24 protein-coding genes are annotated in these 23,702 nt (G+C 50.5%); 5 read left to right on the top strand and 19 right to left on the bottom strand.

The window, feature by feature from the left end; genetic code table 11:
- Positions 1-21 precede the first annotated feature (21 nt).
- The 15 genes from serS to napF all read right to left on the bottom strand — a co-directional run bounded on the left by serS (position 22) and on the right by napF (position 12,942).
- Entirely contained in the window at positions 22-1,302 is a 1,281-nt protein-coding gene (gene serS, locus EZMO1_RS11150) for a serine--tRNA ligase (RefSeq protein WP_034873258.1), read from the bottom strand.
- Positions 1,303-1,459: 157 nt separating this feature from the next.
- Positions 1,460-2,641: a c-type cytochrome biogenesis protein CcmI gene (gene ccmI / locus EZMO1_RS11145; protein WP_034873257.1), complete on the bottom strand. Its 1,182-nt coding sequence runs from the start codon at positions 2,639-2,641 to the stop codon at positions 1,460-1,462.
- Entirely contained in the window at positions 2,638-3,111 is a 474-nt protein-coding gene (locus EZMO1_RS11140; RefSeq protein ID WP_086936409.1) for a cytochrome c-type biogenesis protein, read from the bottom strand. The genes ccmI and EZMO1_RS11140 overlap by 4 nt, the downstream gene beginning before the upstream one ends.
- Positions 3,108-3,641 (bottom strand): DsbE family thiol:disulfide interchange protein, encoded by a 534-nt coding sequence (locus EZMO1_RS11135; protein ID WP_034873256.1) that lies wholly within the window; start codon positions 3,639-3,641, stop codon positions 3,108-3,110. The genes EZMO1_RS11140 and EZMO1_RS11135 overlap by 4 nt, the downstream gene beginning before the upstream one ends.
- Positions 3,638-5,632 (bottom strand): heme lyase CcmF/NrfE family subunit, encoded by a 1,995-nt coding sequence (locus tag EZMO1_RS11130; protein ID WP_051789469.1) that lies wholly within the window; start codon positions 5,630-5,632, stop codon positions 3,638-3,640. The genes EZMO1_RS11135 and EZMO1_RS11130 overlap by 4 nt, the downstream gene beginning before the upstream one ends.
- Complete coding sequence (gene ccmE / locus EZMO1_RS11125; protein WP_034873255.1) at positions 5,629-6,072, bottom strand: cytochrome c maturation protein CcmE; 444 nt, start codon at positions 6,070-6,072, stop codon at positions 5,629-5,631. The genes EZMO1_RS11130 and ccmE overlap by 4 nt, the downstream gene beginning before the upstream one ends.
- Positions 6,069-6,272, bottom strand: coding sequence for a heme exporter protein CcmD (gene ccmD, locus EZMO1_RS11120; protein ID WP_034873253.1), 204 nt, complete (start codon positions 6,270-6,272; stop codon positions 6,069-6,071). Before ccmD ends, ccmE begins: the two co-directional genes overlap by 4 nt.
- A 5-nt stretch (positions 6,273-6,277) precedes the next feature.
- Positions 6,278-7,039, bottom strand: coding sequence for a heme ABC transporter permease (locus EZMO1_RS11115; protein WP_034873251.1), 762 nt, complete (start codon positions 7,037-7,039; stop codon positions 6,278-6,280).
- 6 nt (positions 7,040-7,045) lie between these two features.
- Positions 7,046-7,762 (bottom strand): heme exporter protein CcmB, encoded by a 717-nt coding sequence (gene ccmB / locus EZMO1_RS11110; protein WP_082211663.1) that lies wholly within the window; start codon positions 7,760-7,762, stop codon positions 7,046-7,048.
- Positions 7,762-8,433 (bottom strand): cytochrome c biogenesis heme-transporting ATPase CcmA, encoded by a 672-nt coding sequence (gene ccmA / locus EZMO1_RS11105; protein ID WP_051789467.1) that lies wholly within the window; start codon positions 8,431-8,433, stop codon positions 7,762-7,764. Before ccmA ends, ccmB begins: the two co-directional genes overlap by 1 nt.
- A gap of 52 nt (positions 8,434-8,485) precedes the next feature.
- Complete coding sequence (locus EZMO1_RS11100; protein WP_034873250.1) at positions 8,486-9,073, bottom strand: NapC/NirT family cytochrome c; 588 nt, start codon at positions 9,071-9,073, stop codon at positions 8,486-8,488.
- A gap of 10 nt (positions 9,074-9,083) precedes the next feature.
- Entirely contained in the window at positions 9,084-9,545 is a 462-nt protein-coding gene (locus EZMO1_RS11095; protein ID WP_145912568.1) for a nitrate reductase cytochrome c-type subunit, read from the bottom strand.
- A 61-nt stretch (positions 9,546-9,606) separates the two neighbouring features.
- Positions 9,607-12,111: a nitrate reductase catalytic subunit NapA gene (gene napA / locus EZMO1_RS11090; protein WP_034873248.1), complete on the bottom strand. Its 2,505-nt coding sequence runs from the start codon at positions 12,109-12,111 to the stop codon at positions 9,607-9,609.
- A 34-nt stretch (positions 12,112-12,145) separates the two neighbouring features.
- Complete coding sequence (locus EZMO1_RS11085) at positions 12,146-12,424, bottom strand: chaperone NapD (protein WP_051789466.1); 279 nt, start codon at positions 12,422-12,424, stop codon at positions 12,146-12,148.
- Complete coding sequence (napF, locus tag EZMO1_RS11080) at positions 12,421-12,942, bottom strand: ferredoxin-type protein NapF (protein WP_051789465.1); 522 nt, start codon at positions 12,940-12,942, stop codon at positions 12,421-12,423. Before napF ends, EZMO1_RS11085 begins: the two co-directional genes overlap by 4 nt.
- Before the next feature lie 248 nt (positions 12,943-13,190).
- Between napF and EZMO1_RS11075 the strand changes: the two genes are divergently transcribed.
- The 5 genes from EZMO1_RS11075 (at position 13,191) to EZMO1_RS11055 (ending at position 18,886) form a co-directional block, all read left to right on the top strand.
- Positions 13,191-14,996, top strand: coding sequence for a histidine kinase (locus EZMO1_RS11075; protein ID WP_051789463.1), 1,806 nt, complete (start codon positions 13,191-13,193; stop codon positions 14,994-14,996).
- On the top strand, positions 14,989-15,624 hold the full coding sequence (gene narL / locus EZMO1_RS11070; protein ID WP_034873247.1) for a two-component system response regulator NarL: 636 nt from the start codon (positions 14,989-14,991) through the stop codon (positions 15,622-15,624). Before EZMO1_RS11075 ends, narL begins: the two co-directional genes overlap by 8 nt.
- An 83-nt stretch (positions 15,625-15,707) precedes the next feature.
- A complete protein-coding gene (locus tag EZMO1_RS11065) occupies positions 15,708-17,069 on the top strand; it encodes a hypothetical protein (RefSeq protein ID WP_034873246.1) in 1,362 nt (453 codons plus the stop codon).
- Between the two features lie 22 nt (positions 17,070-17,091).
- A protein-coding gene (locus EZMO1_RS25510) for an IS5 family transposase (RefSeq protein WP_413783203.1) occupies positions 17,092-17,843 on the top strand; the annotation gives its coding sequence in 2 pieces (ribosomal slippage) (positions 17,092-17,415 and positions 17,418-17,843; 750 coding nt in all).
- Positions 17,844-18,130: 287 nt separating this feature from the next.
- On the top strand, positions 18,131-18,886 hold the full coding sequence (locus EZMO1_RS11055; protein WP_034873242.1) for an IS5 family transposase: 756 nt from the start codon (positions 18,131-18,133) through the stop codon (positions 18,884-18,886).
- A gap of 240 nt (positions 18,887-19,126) precedes the next feature.
- Here the strand turns inward: EZMO1_RS11055 and EZMO1_RS11050 are convergent, their stop codons facing one another.
- The 4 genes from EZMO1_RS11050 to hppD all read right to left on the bottom strand — a co-directional run bounded on the left by EZMO1_RS11050 (position 19,127) and on the right by hppD (position 23,440).
- On the bottom strand, positions 19,127-19,972 hold the full coding sequence (locus EZMO1_RS11050) for an alpha/beta hydrolase (protein WP_051789461.1): 846 nt from the start codon (positions 19,970-19,972) through the stop codon (positions 19,127-19,129).
- Positions 19,973-20,095: 123 nt separating this feature from the next.
- Positions 20,096-21,415 carry a YfiM family lipoprotein gene (locus EZMO1_RS11045; protein ID WP_034873241.1) on the bottom strand — a complete coding sequence of 440 codons (1,320 nt, stop codon included), beginning with the start codon at positions 21,413-21,415 and terminating at the stop codon, positions 20,096-20,098.
- 130 nt (positions 21,416-21,545) lie between these two features.
- On the bottom strand, positions 21,546-22,340 hold the full coding sequence (gene phhA, locus EZMO1_RS11040; RefSeq protein WP_034873239.1) for a phenylalanine 4-monooxygenase: 795 nt from the start codon (positions 22,338-22,340) through the stop codon (positions 21,546-21,548).
- Positions 22,340-23,440: a 4-hydroxyphenylpyruvate dioxygenase gene (hppD, locus tag EZMO1_RS11035; RefSeq protein ID WP_034873237.1), complete on the bottom strand. Its 1,101-nt coding sequence runs from the start codon at positions 23,438-23,440 to the stop codon at positions 22,340-22,342. The genes phhA and hppD overlap by 1 nt, the downstream gene beginning before the upstream one ends.
- Between the last annotated feature and the right edge of the window lie 262 nt (positions 23,441-23,702).

The raw sequence follows: 23,702 nt of genomic DNA, 5'->3' as shown, positions 1-23,702 counted from the left end.
AGGCGCTTCTCAAACAGCGTTTTAAGCCAGTAATTCTGCCTTAAGGTAAGAGCGCAATACTTCCGGCACAGTAATGGAACCGTCTTCATTCTGATAGTTTTCCAGCACCGCCACCAGCGTACGACCTACCGCCAGACCTGAACCGTTCAGGGTGTGCAGCAGTTCCGGCTTGCCGGTTTCCGGATTGCGGAAACGAGCCTTCATACGACGCGCCTGGAAATCCATGCAGTTGCTGACAGAAGAAATCTCGCGGTACTTCTCCTGGGCTGGCACCCACACTTCCAGATCGTAGGTTTTGGTGGCACCAAAACCCAGATCACCACCACACAGAGCCACCACACGGTAAGGCAGTTCGAGCTTCTGCAGAATGGCTTCAGCGTGACCGGTCATCTTTTCCAGAGCATCAAAAGACTGATCCGGATGCACTACCTGCACCATTTCAACTTTTTCGAACTGATGCTGACGAATCAGACCACGGGTGTCACGACCATGACTACCGGCTTCACTGCGGAAACACAGGGTATGCGCCGTGAACTGCAGGGGCAGCTGATCCACATCAACAATGGAATCGCTGACAATGTTGGTCAGGGTCACTTCAGAAGTTGGAATCAGGTAGAACGGCTTTTGCCCGTCCTCAGATACTTCCGTCCGGAACAGGTCTTCACTGAACTTAGGCAGCTGACCGGTACCCAGCAGAGCCGTATCGTGTACCAGTGCTGGCGTATTCACTTCTTCGTAACCGTGTTCAGAGGTCTGAACGTCGAGCATGAACTGGGCGATGGCACGATGCAGACGGGCAATCTGACCACGCATCAGGGTGAAGCGCGCGCCAGACAGCTTGGTGCCGGTTTCAAAATCCAGCCCCAGAGGTGCGCCCAGGTCCACATGGTCTTTAACGTCGAAGTCGAATGTACGTGGAGTACCCCAGGTGCGAACTTCAACGTTATCGTCTTCATCCTTGCCTTCCGGCACGGATTCGTGCGGCAGGTTAGGCACTTCCAGCAGCAGCTGGTTGATTTCTACCTGCAGGGAAGCCAGTTCCTGTTCGGACTCTTTCACTTCCGCAGCAATTTTGTCCATTCTGGCTTTCAGCTCGGCAATGTCACCGCCCTGCGCCTTGATTTTGCCGAACTCCTTGGAACCCGACTTACGTTCACTCTGCAGCTGCTCGGTGCGAACCTGCAGGGACTTCCGACGCTCTTCCAGGGCGGTCAGTCGTTCCACATCCAGCTCGAAGTGCTTTTTACGCAATATCGCAGCGACTTCTTCAGGATTGCTACGAACGTACTTGGGATCTAACATCTCTAATCCTAATTTCAATATTCAATGAAATTATGCTCTATCCAGAGAAACCAGAGGGTTGATGGTATTCAACCCTGATCAGAATTAAGCATTAAAGCGGGATAATACACCATGCCAGCGTCACATTCGATATTGGCAGGTGCCTGTATGACAATCGCTAACCCAGAGGCTGAAGTACCAGTTCTAGTGTTTCACCGGAAGACACGTCAACCGCCCTTGCATCAGCCTGATAATCACCCTGCGACACATCACCGGATAAACTGATCCGGGCAATAATGTCCAGATGGCTGATGCCTGCCAGCGAAGTACCGCCCATCATACGAGTGGCATTGTCATCCAGTACAAATTCACCCGGCAAGTCTGCCACATTCATGGGAATCACAGCCACCGGATGGGAACTGCCATCGCTTTCACGGGCAAAAATAAACACCCGGGTGTCCGCCGGTAATTCACCCAGCTCCTCACCTAACTCTGGAGCCAATGAAAGATTGATACGCACTTCCGGTGACGGCATGCCCAATCTGGCACGCGCTTCGCTAATGCCGTCCATAATGGACTGACGCACACCGACATCGGCTTCAACGCCCAACGCCCGGTTCCAGACTCTAATGGCTTCGTTGTAGTCTCCGTTTGCAAACGCATCGATACCATTCAGGCCAAGAGCAATGGCATTGTTGTCATCATTGTGCAGGGTTTCCCGATAGTAACGACGCACCTCATCGGTCATCTGATAATCCGCAGCGACATACAGCGACTGGGCCAGTTCGGCACTCGCCTGAGGCGCTCCACCGGTTGCCAGATAAAGCTGTTGAAAGGCGTCAACCGCCCTGTCAGTGTCACCCGCAGACAGATAACGACTGCCCAGCATATAAAGTGCCTGCGAATTATACGGGCGTTTTTCACGCCACTGTTCCAGTGCTTCCACCAGCTCGCCGGAAGGGACACCCGACTGCTGAATCAGCTGACTGATTTTCAGTTCAGGTGTCGCGCCCAGTTTCATATATAAAGGTACAGCTGTCAGCGGCATCAGTACCGCCAGAAACAATGCAATGGCTTTGCTGTTGCCCAGTTCAAGCCCTGCTCTTTGCCCACTGCCTGAAACATCGTTCAACAGCTTTTTCTCAAGCTCGGAACGCATCTGTTCTGCTGTCGTTTCCGTCAGCAGCCCCTGCTCTACCTGTGCCTGTAGCTCTGCTTCCTGCTCCCGAAAGTAGGCGACATTGGATTCTTTACTGGAGACATCCGACACCGGTTTAATACGACCCAGCATGGGATACAGCGCAAACCCCATGCCAGCCAATGCCAGAATGAAAATCATCAGCCAGAGTTCAAACATCATTTCTCTCTACCCAGCAACTTGTCGAGCTCTTGCTGATGACAATCATCCAGCGGCTCCTCATCAGAAGGTTGTTTGCTGTTCCTGACAATGCGAATCAGTGCAAACAGCGCCATCAACAAAATCAGCAGTGGCCCGAACCAGAGCAGTAAGGTTCTGCTATCCAGTCTCGGGCGATACAGGACAAAATCGCCATAGCGATCCAGCATAAACGTAATGACACCTTGTTCATCGGCCTGTTCTTCGGTAATCAGTCGATACACTTCCTGACGCAAATCCCGGGCAATGGGCGCATTGGAATCCGCCAGTGACTGGTTCTGGCACATTGGGCAACGTAGTTCTTCATTCAGCCGGTTAAACAGGTCGCGCTGCTGCGGCTCATCAAAATCATAAACACCAATCGCCGCCACGGCAGATACGCTAAAAAACAGCGAGAGACATACGCCCAAAGTCTTTAATAACGTCCTGATCACTGATCATGCTCCTTTTCCAGAGTCTTTATGCGCGGCAGGAGATCCTGTTCCCAGACCTGCCGGTTCACCACGCCAACATGGCGATAGCGAATAATCCCCTTACGGTCTACCAGAAAAGTCTCGGGCGCGCCATACACACCCAGTTCGATACCAAAACGTCCATCGGCGTCTACCAGACTGAACCGGTAAGGATCGTGAAGCCGCTCAAGCCATTGCAGGGCATCCTGTCGATCGTCTTTATAATTCACGCCAACGATAGGAACACCCTGTCCCGCCAGCTCCACCAGATAAGGATGCTCAACCTTGCAGGCCGGACACCAGCTGCCCCAGACATTCAGCAAGAATGATTCATCGGGCATGTCAGCAAGGCTTAACGTCTGCTCTGGCTCCAGCAGCGATGGCAAACTGAATTCAGGCATCGGCCGATTCAACAGAGCGGTTGGCAGTACCGATTTATTGTCCTGCTGCAACCCGACATACAACAGTACCGCCAGCGCAGCAAAGACCAGCAGAGGAATAAATCGCTTCATGCCATGGCTCCTGCAGGCTGATTAGAACCATTGTCGTGTTGTCGTTTTCCGGCGCGTCGGGTTTTTCGCACCCGGTAGCGCCGGTCAGCAATGGCAAGGAAGCCACCCAGTGCCATAAAAATGGAACCCAGCCAGATCATTCGTACAAACGGCATCACATGCAAACGCACCGCCCAGCTGCCATCACCCAGAGGTTCACCCAGTGCCACATACAAGTCGCGGGTCAGACCTGGGCTGATGCCCGCTTCGGTCATTGGCATATTCTGCACCAGATAGAGGCGCTTCTCAGGGTTCAGAACAGCCACCGGCTTGTCGTCTTTCAGTGCGGTGATGTAGCCAAAATCGGAGACATAATTCGGTCCCTGCTTGACCACAACATCGTCCAGACGATAGGTGTAGTTGCCCAGCTGTGCCGTATCACCGGGGTACATACGCACATCTTTCTGCAGAGAATAACCGGCGCTTAAAGCCACACCAATAAACGTCACTGCCAGACCAAAATGCGCCAGATGCATACCGTACCAGGCCGGCTTCAGCTTTTTCAGTCCGGCGACGAATCCGGCATGACGGGTTTTATTTCTGATATCCCTGCCAATGGTCAGCATCATCCATAGCACCAGTGCCATGGCGACTGCTTCAATAAGCAGGAACACTTCTCCATACAGAGCACTGATCAACACCCCGCCGAGTACTGAAACCGGAACAATCCAGCGCACCTGCGCCATCAGCCACCGGGCTGGGTTTTGTTTCCAGTTCAAAACAATACCCAGCCCCAGTGTCAGTGCCAGCAGCAGAGACAGTGGCACAAACAGCGCATTAAAATACGGCGGTCCCACAGAAATCATGCCCATATCCAGCGCATCCAGAATCAGCGGGAATAAAGTACCCAGCAGAACCGTCGCACAGGCGGTCATTAACAATATATTGTTAAGCAACAACATGGTTTCGCGGGACAACAGTCGAAAACCTATTTTGCTTCTGACTGCCGGAGCCCTGAAAGCAAACAGGGTGAGCGAGGCACCAACGACAACCACCAGATAAATCAGAATAAACAGTCCACGGGTAGGATCACTGGCAAAAGCATGCACCGAAGTCAGTACACCGGATCGCACCAGGAATGTACCAAACAGGCTCAGGGAGAAGGTGCAGATTGCCAGCAGCAGGGTCCAGCTTTTAAACAGGCCGCGTTTTTCAGTCACGGCCAGTGAATGCATCAATGCCGTTCCGGACAGCCATGGCATCAGCGAGGCATTCTCGACCGGATCCCAGAACCACCAGCCACCCCAACCAAGTTCGTAGTAAGCCCACCAGCTGCCCAGAGAAATACCCAGCGTCAGAAATGACCATGCCACTGTCGTCCAGGGTCTGGCCCAGCGCGCCCAGGCACTGTCCAGCTCGCCCCCCAACAGGGCAGCAATAGCAAAGGCAAAGGCAACGGCAAAGCCGACATAACCCATGTACAAAGTCGGCGGATGCAGAATCATGCCAAAGTCCTGCAACAGCGGGTTAAGGTCTGAACCATCCACTGGCGGGTAAGGCAGAATGCGTTCGAACGGGTTGGATGTCAGCAGAATAAACAACAGAAAACCAACACTGACCATACCGATAACGGCCAGCACCCTCGCCGACAGTTCATTCGGCAAACGATGACTGCGCAACGCTACAATCTGACCCCAGCCAGCCAGTGTCAGCATCCAGAACAACAGAGAACCTTCGTGCCCACCCCAGGTGGCAGTGACTTTATAGACGGTTGGCAGCAAGGTATTGGAATTATTGGCCACATAGGCGACCGAAAAATCGTTGGTCAGAAAGGCGTGTACCAGCGCCGCATAAGACAGCAGCACGAACACAAACTGTCCGGTAGCCAGTGAGCGCCCTGACTGTATCCAGCGGGCATTGCCGGAATAACTGCCCACCAGCGGTACAATACTCTGGATAACGGCCAGACAGGTGGCAATTATCAGGGCAAATAAGCCAAGCTCGGGCGTCATTGCAGCGCCTCCTGAGACTCGGCCTCGTCCAGTGCCCGTTGCACTTCCGTCGGCGTATAGTTCTCGTCATGTCGTGCCAGCAGTTCTTCGGCAACAAATCGTCCTGCTTCGTTCAGGTGTCCGGTACCTACGACCCCCTGCCCTTCACGGAACAGATCCGGCAGCAGTCCGGTGAATTCCATGGGGACGGTGGCCGCACCATCGGTAATGTCAAAAAACACCGTCAGGCCATCCGCCGCGCGCTGCACCGAGCCTTCTACCACCACGCCGCCACCACGAATACGCTGCCCAGCCGGCGCTTCACCGGCAGCCATCTGGGCCGGTGAGTAGTAATGATTAATATTTTCACTCAGGGCAAACAAAACCAGTGTTATTGCCACGGTGACACCAGCCACCAATAAGCCGACCAGAACCAGTCGCTGACGTTGAATAGCATTCATGACATCTCTCCCTGAAGCCTTATTGGACGACGGTTAGTCAACAATTTTTGTCGTTTGATTGTTTTGAGTACCCGTCGGTGGGCAACTAATGGACTGACCAGATTCCAGAGCACAACCACCAGACTGATCAGGTAGGCGGACCAGACAAACAAACCATGTCCGTCCATATGCAGCAGGCTGGCTAAATTATCAAAATACATCGTGTTTATTTCTCCAGTCCGTTGCCAGTCAGCGTCTGAACCCATTGAGTACGACGCTCACGGTTCAGAATTTCAGTGCGCATTCGCAGCAACAGTACCAGCAGGAAGAACAGATAAAATCCGGCAATACTGATCAGCAGCGGATAAAGCATCTCGGGAGCCATCGACGGCTTTTCAGTGAGTGTCAGGGTCGCGCCCTGATGCAGCGTATTCCACCACTGCACCGAGAATTTGATAATCGGAATATTCACCACACCCACCAGCGTCAGTACAGCGCAGGCTTTGGAAGCACTGTGCTCACTGGCGATGGCTCCGCGCAGGGCGATGACACCGAAATAAAGAAACAGCAGAATCAGTACCGAGGTCAGGCGCGCATCCCAGATCCACCAGGTCCCCCAGGTCGGTTTACCCCAGATGGCACCGGTCACCAGCGCCAGAAAACAGAAAGAGGCGCCAACAGGTGCTGCTGCCTTTAACAACACATCAGCCAGTTTAATGCGCCAGATCAGGGTAACGGCTCCGGCAGCAGCCATCATCACATACGCCGCCGAGGCCAGAAACGCCACGGGCACATGAATAAAAATAATCCGGTAGCTGTTGCCCTGCAGATAGTCAGGCGGGGTAAACAGTAAGCCCCATACCAGGCCAGTGACCATTAACAGACCGGTAATGGCTGCCAGCCAAGGCATTAGACGACCACTGAACTGATAAAAACCCCGGGGCGAGGCAATGCTGTGAAACCATTTTTTAATCAAGGTTGAACTCATACTTTCTTAACTGTCCACCAGAATTCTTAACGACGCGGCAATAGCCAGAGGTGCAAGGCATAAGGCCAGAACCAGCAAAGCGGCCAGCCATAACAGGTGCCCGAAGTAAGGCAATCCGTCCATAGCTGCCCGAACCGCTCCGGTACCAAAAATCAGAACAGGGATATAAAGTGGCATTGACAACAGGGTCAGCAGAACACCTCCGCGCTGAACCTTTACGGTCAGTGCCGCACCAATGGCACCCACAAGGCTCATCAGCGGTGTGCCCAGCAGCAAACTCAGGCAAAGCGCAGAAAATGCATGAGCAGGCAGATGCAGCATCAGTGCCAGCACTGGCGCCATTACAATCAAAGCGACACCCGTCGTCAACCAGTGAGCAGTGACTTTTGCCAGCACCAGAAGAGGCAAAGGGTGCGGCGACAGCAATAACTGATCCAGCGAACCGTCATCACTGTCTGACTTAAACAGTGAATCCAGTGACAGCAACACCGCCAGCAGTGCGCCAATCCAGACAATGCCTCCTGCCAGCTGCGCCAGTGTCTGTGGATTGGGGGTGATACCCATGGGAAACAGGCTCGCCACCATCAGATAAAAAGCCATCGGGTTCAGGGTCTGACCGGGAGAGCGCAATGCCAGTGTCAGGTCCCTTTTCAACAGGGTCACAAAGGCTTTGCCACCTTTGAGTGAAGGTTCGGAAGGTGTGGAGAAATTAAACGACATCATCAAAAAAACAGCCCGGATTCCTGTTCGGATGCTTCACGGTCAGGCAGGTGCTGATAATCAGACAGGTTAATACGGGATACTGATCCGCACAGGGATGACAGCTTCTGGTGACTGGTAATGATGACACTGCCGCCACTGGCAACCTGCTCAGCCAGCAGGGTTTCAAGCCATGCCACACCATCAATGTCTATGGCAGTAAACGGTTCATCCAGAATCCACAGTGCCGCATTGCTTAAAGACAGGTCAGCCAGTGCAACACGACGATGCTGCCCCGCCGACAGCTGACTACAGACCACATCTTCAAAGCCTGACAGACAAACATGGTTCAGAGCCTGATACACGTCATCATCAGAATAATGTTCATTACGTAATGCCGCGCGCCAGCGGATGTTTTCTACTGCCGTCAGCTCTGCTTTTACCGCAGGACGATGGGCAAAATAAAAACTGTTCAGCCTGAACTCGCTGTAACGCTGCCTGAGTGGTTCACCACACCAGAGTATGTCGCCACAATAGTCGTTTGACAGACCCGCAAGCATTCTCAGCAGTGTGGTTTTTCCGGCACCATTGGGCCCTTCAACCTGCAGTAACGCACCCCCTGCCAGAGACGTCGAAAGGTTCGAGAACAGTACACGGTCATCCCGCTCTGCTGACAGGTTGATCACGTCAAGCACGTTGAATTACCTCAAGGGTGCAGGGCGAAAATTCGCCCTGACGATTTACAGATTAATCCCAGCCCGGTACACCGCTCATATTCGGCAGCTCGTGGGCAATGCCTTTGTGGCATTCGATACAGGTTTCACCGGTTTCCTGAGCGCGGGTATGGGCGTCCTGGGCCACCAGCGACTGCAGCGACAGGTCCATGGCACTCTCGGTATGACAGGCACGGCACTCCCGGGAGTCATTTGCCATCATACGATCCCATTCACGCTCGGCCATTGTACGACGATGAGCGTTGAACTTTTCCGGTGTGTCTACCTTGCCGGTCAGGTGCGCCCAGACTTCTTTGCTGGCCTGCACTTTGCGCAGCATGCCCGGACCAAAGTCAGCCGGCATATGGCAACTGGCACAATCTGCCTGAACACCGGAAGCATTGCTATAGTGGGCAGTCGCCTGAAATTCCGGATAAGCGTCATCGGTGTGACAGCTGACACAGAATTCCATGCTGTTGGTGTAGTCCAGCACCGCAGTAAAGGTGCCCTGAAACACCAGCGCAGCCACAAAACCGAAAGCCAGCAGTACGCCCATGGAGATTTTACTGGACGGGCTGCGAAGCAGAGTCCAGCAACGTTTTATCAACGATTCCTTTGCCATGAATCTCTCCTTACGGCTTGAGTGACTGAACCGGCTCGAAGGTGTTTTCCTTCAATGGTTTCGAGTCATGCTGAGGCACGTGGCAGGCCAGACAGAAGTAACGATCCGGGGATACAGCCGACAGCTGTTCACCATCACGGTTTTTGTAGTGAGACACTGCAACACGGGTTGCACCCCACTTGCTGGCATTATTGGAACTGTGGCACTGCAGGCAGGTGTTGGCATTCAGATCGGTCTGGGAACGATCAATCTGATGCGGTACCAGCGGTGGCATTTCCACAAATTCCAGATCGTAACGCTTGCCTTCCATCACTTTTGCCATAGGCTCTGCAGGCGCTTCTTCACTGATATTGACACTGCGCAGGGATTCCAGACCACCCAGCTCATCGGTGTTGACAAAATCCGCCACCGCCATACTGCTGATCGCTGTTGCCAGTGCGATACTCAATAGTTTTTTCATTGTCTGTTTCACTCTTGATCTTCTGCGAAGACTTCCGGCCTTACGACAATGGAAGTCTTCCAAATTCCCTGAATCAGGCTTTTACCACTTTCACGGCAGTTTTCTTGAAGTCCGTTTCCCGGGACAACGGATCGGTAGCATCCACCAGTAGCTTGTTCACCAGTTGTTTCGCATCGAAGAACGCCATGTAGGTCAGACCTTTTGGCATACGGTTACGCCCTTTGGTTTCTACACGGGTGCGCACTTCGCCATAGCGGGAAATTACCTTGATTTCTTCTCCCCGGCGCAGGCCTCGCTCTGCAGCATCATCAGGATGCATAAACAGTTGTGCATCAGGGTAGGAACGATGCAGCTCCGGTACACGACGGGTCATGGAACCGGAATGCCAGTGTTCCAGCACTCGTCCGGTAGACAACCACAGGTCATATTCTTCATCCGGAGATTCATGGGGCGGCTCGTAAGGCAGAGCAAAGATCCATGCTTTACCATCAGGCTTGCCGTAAAAGTTAACGCCTTCGCCTTCTTTCACATAGCTGTCGTAACCTTCACGGTAGCGCCATAAGGTTTCTTCACCATTCACTACCGGCCAGCGTTTACCACGGGTCTGGTGATACACCTCAAAGTCCGCCAGATCGTGCGCCTTGCCACGACCAAAAGTCGCGTACTCTTCATACAGACCTTTCTGGACATAGAAACCAAAATCACGGGATTCCTGATTCAGACGTTCTTCAGGGATTTCATCCAACGGGAACTCATTGGCCTTACCGTTGGCGAACAGCACGTCGAACAGGGTTTTGTCACGCAGGTGCGGCGCTTTTTCCAGCAGTTCGTCTGACCAGACCTCTTCCACTTTGAAGCGCTTGGAGAACTCCATCAGCTGCCACAGGTCAGAACGGGATTCACCCGGAGCCTGCACCTGCTGGTACCACATCTGGGTACGGCGCTCGGCGTTGCCGTAGGCGCCTTCTTTTTCAACCCACATGGCGGTTGGCAGAATCAGGTCGGCAGCCTGTCCGGTTACGGTCGGGTAAGGGTCGGACACCACAATAAAGTTGTCCGGGTTGCGATAGCCCGGCAGGCTTTCATTGTTAATATTGGGCGCTGTCTGCATATTATTGGTGCACATCACCCAGTAAGCATTCAGCTTGCCGTCTTTCAACATTCGGTTCTGCAGCACCGCGTGGTAACCCACAGTACCCGGTACAGTACCTTCCGGCAGCTGCCAGATTTTCTCGGCCATATCACGGTGTGCTTTGTTATTCACCACCATGTCCGCTGGCAGACGATGGGCAAAAGTGCCGACTTCACGGGCTGTACCACAGGCAGAAGGCTGACCAGTCAGGGAGAACGGACCATTACCCGGCTCGGAAATCTTGCCGGTCAGCAGGTGGATGTTGTAAATCAGGTTGTTCATCCACACACCCCGGGTGTGCTGATTAACGCCCATGGTCCACAGAGACACCACTTTTACCTTCGGGTCGGCATACAGCTTGGCGAGTTCTTCCAGATTGTGTTCCGGAACACCAGACAGCTGAGAGACTTTCTCAACGGTGTACTCACTGACAAACTCGGCATACTCTTCAAACGACATCGGTGTGGAATCACCATTGCCCGGATTAGCCGCTTTCTTCTCCAGCTCATGATCCGGACGCAGACCATAACCGATGTCGGTGACACCACGGCGGAAGTGCGTATGCTTCTTAACAAACGCTTCGTTCACGCTGCCGGACTGAATGATGTAGTTGGCAATGTAGTTACCAATGGCCAGATCCGTCTGCGGGGTGAAAATGATGGAGTTGTCGGACAGTTCAAAAGAACGGTGTTTGTAGGTAGACATTACCGCTACTTTGACATGAGGATGACCCAGACGACGGGCGGTCAGACGCGCCCAGAGTACCGGGTGCATTTCTGCCATATTGGCACCCCAGAGCACAAAGGCGTCGGCGTGCTCAAAATCGTCGTAGCAACCCATCGGCTCGTCCATGCCAAAGGTGCGCATAAAGCCCACCACGGCAGAAGCCATACAGTGTCGTGCGTTAGGATCAATATGGTTGGAACGGAAGCCCGCTTTCATCAGCTTGGCAGCCGCATAACCTTCCCAGACCGTCCACTGTCCGGAGCCGAACATGCCAACGGCTGGCATCTCGTCAGAATTACGGTTTTTGGCGATAGCGGCTTTCCACTTCTCGGCCATGATATCAAACGCCTGATCCCAACTGATCGGTGTAAAGTCACCGTTCTTGTCGAACTGGCCGTTTTTCATACGCAGCAAAGGGGTTTCAATACGATCCTTGCCGTACATAATTTTGGACAGGAAGTAACCCTTGATACACGTCATACCCCGGTTAACCGGAGATTCGGGATCAGCCTGAGTGGCCACTACCCGACCATTCTGGGTACCCACCAGCACCGAACAACCTGTACCACAGAAACGGCACGCCGCTTTGTCCCACTTAACTTCAGAATCCTTGCTGCTGGCAATCAGCTGGCTGGCAGAAGCCGGTACACTGACCCCGGCCGCCGCAGCGGTAGCAGCTACGGCGCTGCTTTTAATAAAGTCACGACGACTTTGTTTCATGTTTCACTCCCTGAGCAGTGACGTTATTTAGAATTCAGTCTTCAGTTCCCTGATGGGAATACACCAGCGCGGCTGACATCACACCCTGCGTCTGGTTAATACGGCTGATCGTATCGATCATGGTTTTCTCGCCAGCCTGCTCTTCGACAGTGACCACCAGCTTTCCCGTTGGATCCGCTTGATGTACCTCGACACCGGCAAAACCATTCAGAGTGTCTGCAACACTGGCACTGCAACCTGGCAGTGTATGAACCACCAGTCCTGCGATGGTGAAAGCCTTGTCATTGACCGGATCGATAGTAGAGTGCTTCATGGGTGTCGTTGTTTCAGCTCAATGGCAATAACCGGACAGGATGATGAGCATTCACCACAGCCCCGGCATAAATCGGGATTAACATCAGGTTCAGCCATGCCGTTCACACGCAGCCGGAACTCAATCACTTCGTAGTCACAGGTTTCTGCACAGGTACGACAATAAACACCGGCTGTCGCCAGACAGCTTTCACCGATCACAGGCTTGAGTGCCCATGGACTGTTTGAAGAATCGGATAAAGCCCCCACCGGACAAGCCTGCTGGCATTCACCACAGAAACTGCAGAAAGCACTTGAAAAGTCGGCTTCCGGAAAACCACCACTGCCTTGTTTCAACAAATCATTCGGGCAGCGTTCAATACATTCCGTGCACCGTGTACAGGTATCGAGGAATGCTGCCTCATTGATACTCCAGGGTGGACGAACGGTTTGTTCGTGATTAAACCTGCCTCGTAAAAACCGGCGACGGGACAGACTGGCTTGTGACTTCATGATGTTGATACTGAACATTTTGTTCATATATTAATAAGTTTTAAACACCATAAAAGCCCTGAAAAGCGCGCCATACATAGGGGGTAATACCCAGCCATACCTCTTTAGAGGTACATAAAAGCCACTATCAATCCGGCTTGGGTTTGATACACGAAGCTGTCATGCTATTTATGCTTTCTGATAGCCTGTGGACAGGGTTATTAGAGGTACGGCCAACAAATTGACCGTTTATTGACTTGAATCAATTTTGACCAACCACTCTTTAGCCTGGAAGTATGAACCCGTTGTCGTCTCACCCTCTCAGAACCAAAGCACTGGTTGTCATCATCAGTGTTGGCCTGCTGGGATTCACCAGCGTCATGGCCTCTCTCTGGTTTGCCTTGGCGACCAAGTCGGATGCCGAAGCCATTAATGTTTCCGGTTCTCTGCGCATGCAATCCTGGCGACTGTCTGAACAGATCCTCATCCCTGAGCTGACTGATACCGAATCTTTGGGTTTGCTGATTGATATCTACGACAAGAGCATCAACAACCCGTCTCTGACCGTGCTGGCAGAGCTTAATAATCAACTGGGAAAGCGTTATCGGTTGCTAAGGCAGGAGTGGTTCGGCCATATGCGGCCACTGCTGGAGTCTCTGGACTCACACCCGGAGTTTATTCGTTATGTGCCGGATTATGTTGACCGGATTGATGCGCTGGTATTTGCCTTACAAAACGACACCGAGCAAAAACTGAGAACGCTGTTTATTTATACCTTGCTGTCAATGTTCGGCATGTTATGCATTGGTATCGTTGCCATCCGTTATATTGGTAAACACCTGCTGTTGCCTATTGAAGCACTGAGCCTTGCTGCGGAAAGAGTGCGTACAGGGCAGTTCGATGCTGTGGCACTCAACTACAACAACCCGAATGAACTGGGGCAGCTGACCAGCACGTTTAACAACATGGCAAATGAACTCGACCAGTTGTACGGTCAACTGGAAGAACAGGTCAGGCAGAAGACCCAATCTCTGGAAGTGTCAAACACCGCCCTGCAGCTACTTTATGATGCGTCACAGACCATTGGCATCAACCCCTATGACCGGGTAACCCTTGAGTCCCATCTGTCACAGTGGAAAACATTGCTGAATCTCAGAAGCTGTTACCTGTGCATCAACAGCAATGCCGGAAAAATCAGCCTGCGTCGTATTGATCCTGATAATAATCCCGACAATGCATGCTGTCAGCAGAAACAATGTCATCAGTGTCATCCGTCGTCTGTTGACGACCAGCAATTTCCTCTGAGATTCAAGGGCAGGCAGTACGGCTACCTGCGCATCATTGCCAGTGATCGGGAAAATCTGTCTAACGACAGTTGCCAATGGATGACCACCTTCTGTGACATCGTTGCCAGTTCACTGTATCGCAGCAGCTATCAGGTTCAGGAACACCGGTTGCTGCTGATGGAAGAACGTTCGGTAATTGCCCGGGAACTCCATGACTCGCTGGCGCAATCCCTGTCCTTCCAGAAAATTCAGGTCGCCCGGTTGCAGCGCCAGTTATCAAAGCACCATACCACTGAGGCCATTGATGGCATTGTTGATGAACTCAAAGAAGGCATTGCCAGCGCTTACCGCCAGTTGAGAGAGCTGCTTAACACGTTCCGCCTGAATATTTCACAGGGGAGTCTGGAAGAAGCCATTCAGGGCACGCTGACCGAATTTGAGAAGCGTTCTGATACCATCCATTTCCATCTTGATTATCAGCTTCGATATTTGCCACTGGACGCCCATCAGCAAATTCATATCCTGCAGATTATTCGTGAAGCCCTGGTGAATACCATCAAACACTCCCAGGCCACTGATGTAAAAATAACCTGTAAAAACCATGAGGATCGGGAAGTGCATGTCGTCATAGACGATAATGGCAAAGGCTTTGACTTCCGTGAAACCCCTTCTGCCAGTCACAGCGGTCATTATGGCACCACTATTATGCAGGAACGCGCCATGACATTAGGCGGACAACTGACGTTTGAAACGTCACCCGCAGGCGGTGCCCGGGTAAAACTGCAATTTGCCAACAAGGAAACGTCTAATGACTAAAACCAGAGTATTGCTGATAGACGACCACCCTCTGCTGAGAAAGGGTCTTGCACAGCTGATCAACGACGAAGACATGCTGGAAGTGGTCGGTCAAGCAGGCAATGGTGCAGAAGGCATTGAACTGGCAGACACTCTGGCACCGGACCTGATCCTGCTGGATCTGAACATGAAAGGCATGGATGGTCTGGAAACCCTGAAGCTGATGCGGGCACGAAATATTTTCACAAAAGTCGTGGTGCTGACGGTATCGGAACATAAGGATGATGTGGCGGCCATGTTTCGTGCCGGAGCCGATGGTTATCTGCTAAAAGATATGGAACCGGATGACCTGCTGGACAACATTGCCAAAGCGGCATCCGGCAAGCTGGCCGTGGATGACCGGCTGGCAGAGATTCTGGCATCGGTTCTGCGCCCGCAGTCCGAAATGAACAACAAGCTGGATCTGCTGACACCAAAAGAACAGGAAGCATTGCGATTTATCGCTGAAGGAGACACCAACAAAGTCGTTGCACGAAAAATGGCGATCAGTGAAGGTACCGTTAAGGTTCATGTTAAGCGACTGTTGCGCAAGCTCGGATGCCGGTCGCGGGTGGAAGCTGCGGTCTGGTTTATTAATCATGTAGAGTAAGCGCTCTGAATACTTGAAACCTTCTCTTGCTGGTCAATATAACTAACTACATTGTCAGCAGGTCTACTGTCTAAAGTGCAACATTGCCCTGCCTTTCCGGTCAAAGTTTTGATCAGGAAGACGAAAGCAAGGCAGTGTTTGATATGGACAGCGGCATTACATCCATACAGGGAAATATTCAGTATTCACCGGGTGTTCAGGTGAATCAAGCCGCTTCGCCTGCTTCCCGCTCAGACCGTCTTGATGAAGTAACGACTCCAGCGGCTGCAAAACCAGCCTCCCGCTCACTAAAAAGCTTGATTAATAGCCTTCGCCATAAACTTCGTACTCTGGTCTTTATTGAAAATGACTCAGACCGTCAAACCCTATTGGATAACCTTCGAAATCAATACAAAAGTCAAAATCAGAAAAATGTCTTCTACATCAGCTCTCCGGCACAATTGGAAGATCAGAGACTGGTTCATACCCTGATATCAGAAAATGGTTCTATCAGAAAAGAAACAGGACGACTTTACAAACAAGAGCCCGTCACCGTGGTGCTTGACCTGACCACCATGACGGCTGGGCAAATTGCTGGCCTGAACGAACTGTTGGCCGTACCGTCCAAATTTCGAGGTAAGCCTATAGGCAAGAACATTCGTATTGTTGCGTTAATGGATGACAGCACCGGACGAATGGTCGGACCGGACTGCTGGCGCCGACTTAAACGCTTTAACCTGAAATCGGTTCCGGTGACACCCTCCCCGGCAACCGATAACAACGCACTCCTTCAAAGCAAGATACCCGTGCTTTCAGAAGGCAACTCATACCATGAAGAATCGGTGATTGAATGCTTTGATAATGATGACTTTCAGGAAAAGCTGTTTGGCGGCTTTGCTCCGGATGAAAAGGGAGAAGTCCGGTATATCGATGGCATTATGGCTACTGTTAAAGAAAACAGACAACTGGTTATAAAAGATGCCCCCTGGGACAATCCGGCATTGACTGAAAAGTTATCAGAAGCACTTAGATGCGGCGGTTATGAAGCAAACGGTCAGTGGATTTCTTTACCACCATCACTGAAGCTGTTCCGCGTTAACTCATCTCACGAATGCATGGAAGCCGAACTCAAGGCTCTGACCGGTGAATATATTCCCAACTCAACGTATGCACTGATTGATAAAAGCAAAATTGAATTACTGCATAACAAAACAGTACTGGACGACAATGGAAATGTCATTTCGTACAACCCGCTGGAAGAACTGGCAAAAGGGTGCAAGCAGCTTATTATCAGAGATAATCTGCCGGATAATACACTCAGACTTTTATTAAAGCAGTTTAAAACTATTAATAAAGATATTGTTCTGGTGGATGATCGACAAAAAAAACTGACACCTAAAAAAATAATACCATTTACAGCTAGGGGGCGTTCTCAATTAGCTCAAGTATGCATGTTTGAGGTATAGTTTGCGGCTTTTTTGGTTCACTATGCCTCGTACAGTTCTCCGCAATGATCAATGGAATCGAATCAAAGACCTCCTGCCAGGAAAATCATCAGACTGTGGAGTAACAGCCAAGGATAATCGCAAGTTTCTCGAAGCTGTTCTGTGGATTGCCAGAACTGGAGCACCATGGAGAGACCTACCAAAATCTTTCGGAAATTGGCACAGAGTTTATGTTCGCTATAACCATTGGTGCCACAAGGGAACGTGGGGCGACATCTTTGAAGAGCTTTCCAAGGATAAGGATCTTGAGTATCTGATGGTAGACGGCAGTATTGCTCGAGTTCATCAGCATGGAGCACCAAAAAAACAGCTCAAGATGATGAGGCCGTTGGCAAATCAAGAGGTGGTCTGACGACTAAAATCCATTCTGCTGTAGATGCTCTGGGAAATCCGGTTCGCTTAATACTGACAGCAGGTCAAGCATCAGAATATGGTCAGGCAAATGCATTAATAGAGGCTTTTTCTGCAGATTATGTTCTTGCAGATAAAGGCTATGACTCAGATGCATTCATTCTGACTATCGGCTGTATAGGGGCTGAACCGGTTATCCCGCCGAGAAAAGGAAGGCTGCAACCAAGGCTCTATGACAGAGAGCTTTACAAGGAGCGCAATCTTGTAGAAAGGTTATTTCAAAAGCTGAAGCACTTCCGGAGAATCGCAACCCGATACGAACGGTTGGGTCGAAATTACTTGGGAATGCTTCAGTTGACAGCTTCTTTGGTCTGGTTGGCGTAATTGAGAACGCCCCCTAATGACTCAAGTAACTTGAGTGGTTATTTAATTGATTCGAATGGCAGCTGGGATAGTCACTTCCAAAATATCAACTTAACAAGCCAAAATAAAATAAAGTTTGAAGTTAAAGAAACAGAGCTTCTTTCTAACCTAAAAAAAGGTTTACCTACAAGAATCTTAGGTATTGGGTGCCCACCTGAAAAAAAAAGTAATGCCTATAAAAATTACTGGTCAAGCCTTAGGTTCTGTTGACATAAGCCAGATGGAAGTAGAATGTCACGCTTTTTGGCATGGACAGAACTCGATTACTGGACGATCAGTGGCTTAATATCCTCTCTCTACTCAGCAGCTTCCCTCAAGTACGCATTGGTCAGCATGACAAATGTCGGGCTTTTATTGAAGCTGTTCTCTGGATACTCAGAACGGGTGCACAATGGCGACAGTTACCAAAAGAAAGAGGACAGTGGAACTCTGTTTTTAAACGCTACTCCCGTTGGTGTGGCTATGGAATCTGGACGGGGCTTTTAGAGTCAATTGCACAAGATGCAGACTATCAGCACGTCTCAATTGATAGCACTGTTATCCGCGCACATGCCTGTGCTGCCGGGGCTAAAAACAGTACTGCTGAAGATGAAGCCATGGGTCGCTCAAAAGGCGGTTTTAGCTGTAAAGTCCATGCTTTGACTGATGCATTGGGTTTACCTGTTCGGTTTATCATTACTCCAGGTCAGGCGGCAGATATCAAAGAGGCTATACCTCTTATGGAAAACATCAGCACAGAAGCTTTGCTTGCCGACAAAGGCTATGATTCAGATTACTTAGTCCAGTGGCTTGCAGAGCGAAATATACAGGCAGTTATACCTCCAAAGGCAAATCGTCGAGAGCCACATGATTGTGACTGGTGGCTATACAAAGAGAGGCATGGTGTTGAGTGTATGTTTGGAAAAATAAAGCATTATCGCCGTGTATCGAGTCGTTTTGAGAAAAAAGCCATCAACTATTTAGGAATGCTGGCCATCGTAGCTATCATGTTGTGGCTACGATGAAACGTCAACAGAACCTAAGCCTGCTAAAAACCATGCTGTCGCCACCACAGAAAAAAGAGCTGATAGTGCAAGCAACAGGCAGGCACTATCAAAATCAACAACTGTAATGATGCTACTCGTAGTCAGAGAGGTGTATAGACGATTCTGATTCTTGATGGATGAGAGCTGATATTTCTTAAAACAGACACTCGAAAGCTATTCGCCGGGTGTCTGTTTTTTTACATGCGAAATAGTCAGAAGTTAATTCAAAATATCATTAACCCGCTCGGCTACAAATTCTGTTGACCCATCCATATGAAAATGATGAGTGCCTTCAACAGAGTGGAAGCAAACATTGGGGAATCGTTCGGTGCTGTGGCCGACAATAGAATCAACAACACCCTTCTCTGCGTAAAACATATGCGCCTCACACCTCAGGGCGTCCACAAACGACATGGCCTGTTCTGGTGTAAAACGCAGAGGTGAAGACAGCGTCAGCCTTGGGTCAGTGCGCCAGGTCCAGGCATCGCCATCCAGATAGAGTGCCCGTTCTACCAACATCGCTGAAGATTCTCGACTGACGGGGAATTGCCCGAACGAACGGATTCGAACAGCGTGCTCCATGGTTTTAAAACGATTCAGTGTTTTACCTTTACGAAAGGCTCTTCGTTGTTCGATATAGTCTGACAGAACCGTCGGAGCGTCTTCCGCTTTGCGCGGCCATGGATACAATCCGTCAATACAAATCAGTTTCTCAACCCGGGATTCCAGAACTGTTGAGACCATCACCGAAACCACTGCTCCCAGTGAATGACCGATCAGGCTGACATTCTGTAAATCCAGTGTATCTGCAATATCAATAATGTCTTCAACATAATTCCAGATACAATAGTCCATATCAGCCGGACGATGCTGTGAACGGCCATGTCCGGCCATATCAACAGCAATCAGCCGAATACCTTTTAACAGCGGAGCAACAGGGGTAAAGCTGGCTGCATTATCCATCCAGCCATGCAAAGCCAGCACCGGCTTTGCCTCAGGATCACCCCATTCGAGACCGGAAAATACCATTCGCCCCGTATTGATCTCAATCTCTCTGGGCTGCATAGCACACTCCTGTCAGCCAATTGTTCAACGGCTTAACCTTCTTAATCATCAACAAAGCGCATTAGTGTATTACAGCTGAAGGGCTATGTCAGGAGTGTTGAGTCAGGTGTGAGCCATTCGCTCTTATTCGCCAACAGCCACCAGCAGTGGCAGACTCTGTAAACGCTGAACAATACGATCAAGCATCGCAGGGTAAAGCGGATGACGAATCAGGTCGGAATACACTGCCGTTGTCAGCCCCTGCGGGAGCCATAACACTTCCGGCATAAAGGTTTGTTCACCACGATTCTTTAGCAGAAACTGTTGTGCTTTCCTGGCCTGCTCTTCACTGCCAGTCAATGCAGAAGCAAAACGGATGCCCGCCATGTCAGCCATCAAGTCTGAAAAACTGAAGCCGCTACCACCGGCTTTGGCATCTTTCTTCTCTTTGTCGATGCCAATGTTCAGAGCCGTTTGTTCGTCCAGTGTCAATGCCAGTGCTGCACTCACCATAAAATGCTGGGCAAGATCAAAACGCCCTCTAAGCACAATGGGTCGATCAAGCTGCTGCGGTTTGATACCGGGGCCCAGTAAAGACCGTACTGACGAGTCCGCCACCTGAATCGCAAACGCCCGAATCATACGACGATTTTCATCCACCGCACTGCTCTGCCCACTTCGCGCTACCGCCAGTCCAACCAGAGTACGCAACAAATGCGACATAGGTAGATCAGAAAGGGAAGATTGTGCCGCTGAAGCTGCCAGAACACTAAGATACAATTCAATAGCCTGCCTCTCGTCTTCATCTCCGAGAATCAGTTCTGCGGCCTGGGCTTTAAGGGTCTCTTTCAGTTCTTTATTCGAGCGGTAAACCAGCACCGCTTTGTCAGGCAGAATATCAAACTCTTTAATAGCCCCCGTCACTGTTTGCCACAAGCGCTCACGTTTTGCCGGTAACAGAGGTAATAGCAATTCGCTCCAAAGCCAGCTTATAGACTCACCAGCCAGAGTAAAATTACCCACCATCATATACTCCCAGCGCGGCAGTCCCTCATGATCTGAAAACACCAGTTCGACATTGATAAACCTTGCCTTATCAATGTCGAACTGTGAACTGATCCTCACAACCAGCCGATCATCGGTAAACATCGTATCTGCGCCGTATACTTTGGCTCTGTCGCGGCCATATTGATTCAGGCGGCTGGACGAGTAAAAAATCAGTGAGCGAAGATCCTGTTGATTGATCTCGGCACGAAACAGTTTGTTCGAGTCCATATCCGACTGAACCTGTGCAATCCAGTGCTCGGCCCTTTCAATGGAAGGTGAAGAACCTTTCCACCCCTGTACAGACGGTTCAGCCTCAAGGATCATTATCAGCGACGCAAAAGTGGCCCCGAACAAAAGCAGCAGTAAAAGCAGCAATAAAAGCAACAATCCAGCAATGGCTTTAAAAAGGTAACCCATAACCGGCTCCCGACAATTAACGTTTATACGTTACTTCTGTTGAAGGTATCGGCCGTTTTTAGCGGGAAAGTACCAGGCACGACGAATTCATACCCGGCTTGAACAAATAATGAGAAATGTAGGGAACAACTCAGTCTAATGCTTTAAACAAAGGCTCATACATCGGCTGCTTCATGGCTTCCCTGACCAGACTTATTAGATCAGACTCTCCAAGAACCTGCAGGTCAGACAGTGCATTAATGACAAAATAAACCGGTTGCACAATATTAATTCGGTAAGGTGTCCGAAGCACCCGGTTTACTTCAAAGGGTTGGTGTACCGGCTCTGAACCGAGACAGGAAAGGGTTTCCTTGTAGCTGGAAAGAATCCCTCCACCATAAATTCGACGACCCTGCCGGTGTTTACCGGAGCCGCCAAGCAATCCGAACTCCACGGTAAACCAGTATAACCTTGCCAGATAAACCCTTTCTTCTTTACTGGCTCCCACACCCACTTTACCAAAGGTCTGGGTCAGGGAAGCAAAAGCCGGATTGGTCAGCAATGGGCAATGCCCAAAGATTTCATGGAAAATATCCGGCTCCTCCAGATAGTCCAGCTCCTCACGGGTTCGGATAAACGTTGCCACCGGAAACTGGCAATCTGCCAACAAACGGAAGAAACGGTCAAACGAGATCAGGGCAGGCACCTGCGCCACGCCCCACCCGGTCACTTTCGCCAGCGCATTCGAAATATCCGGCAGCTGCGGGATGTTATCCGCTGACAGTTCTAACAGCTCAAGTCCTTCAATAAACTCGTCGCAGGCACGTCCCGGAAGTATTTCCATTTGTCGGTTATACAGAATCTTCCAGGTTTCGTGCTCTTCGTTCGGGTAATGAATAAACCCTGTGTCGTCAGGTTTTCTAGCGGTGTATTTTGAATATTTCATTATGGCTCGTCCCTGAGAACTCCCCGACGAATCTGGTCTCGCTCAATACTTTCAAACAACGCCTTGAAGTTACCTTCACCAAAACCCTCATCGCCCTTGCGCTGGATAATCTCAAAGAAAATCGGGCCAATCACCGTATTCGTGAAAATCTGCAACAGTAAACCATCGCCTGAAGCATTAGTCTGGCCACCATCCAGCAGAATACCACGGCGATGCAATGCACTTTCATCTTCATCGTGCCAGGGCAGCCGCTCGGAAAGCATTTCATAATACGTATCCGGCGGCGATGGCATAAATCCGGTACCCAGTTCCCTCATACGGTCAACAGTGTCGAAAATGTTGCGACTGGTCAGGGCAATGTGCTGAATGCCTTCGCCGTTATACTGTTCAATAAACTCGGCAATCTGGCTCTTGTCGTCAGACGATTCGTTGATGGGAATTTTTACCTTGCCACAGGGGCTGGTCAAAGCACGGGATTTCAGGCCGGTCAACTTGCCTTCAATATCGAAAAAACGGATTTCCCTGAAATTGAAAAGGCGTTCATAGAAACCAGCCCATTTATCCATATCGCCCTTGGCAACGTTATGGGTGAGGTGATCCAGTATGTCCAGACCGACACCGGCGTCAACGTTTTCAGCAGATCCCAGTAGCTCGAACTCATCGTCAAAAATAGAGCCATCGTCTCCGTAACGATCCACAAGATAAAGATGACTGTCACCGATGCCTTTGATACAGGGCACTGACCGTCCCTGCACACTGAATTCAGACTCTCCGGACTCGGCTCCCAGCGAAATAGCCCGCTCAAAGGCATAATCGGCATCGGCTACCCGAATTCCAAAACTGCAGGCACAGGGACCATGACGTTCAAAAAACGCTCGCCCAAACAGTTCGGGGTCACCATTAACAAGAAAGCGGATATCGCCCTGTTGATACAGCGTGACGTCTTTGGATTTATGCTTCCGAACAGGCACAAAACCAAAACTACGAAACAGCTGGTGAAGATCTTGTGGATTGGCAGAAGCAAATTCGACAAACTCAAAGCCATCCGTGCCCATGGGATTAGTGTCAGTAATTAACTGCGTTCGGTTCGATTCCTTCATGAAATACCCTCACTGAAACGGGATACCCGTAACGTTAAATGCTGTTGTCGCATTCTTTTTGTTATTTCGCATCCCGTCGATTGAAATGACATCAGGCAGGTGCCAGAAATACCAAACAGGCAAAACAAACAACGATTAGCATAGCAGAGGGATTTAACAGGGCTGCTGTCTATCGTTTTTGCCAGAGCACTTAATAGCAGTATATCGGCCAACCGATACAAAAGGGTTGCGAACTGAGTGGTAGTTAAGCACGATAATGCAA

This window comes from Endozoicomonas montiporae CL-33 (genome assembly GCF_001583435.1).
GTDB lineage: Bacteria > Pseudomonadota > Gammaproteobacteria > Pseudomonadales > Endozoicomonadaceae > Endozoicomonas_A > Endozoicomonas_A montiporae.
Note: the sequence above shows the minus strand (reverse complement) of the source record. Positions and strands in the feature narration are given on the sequence as shown.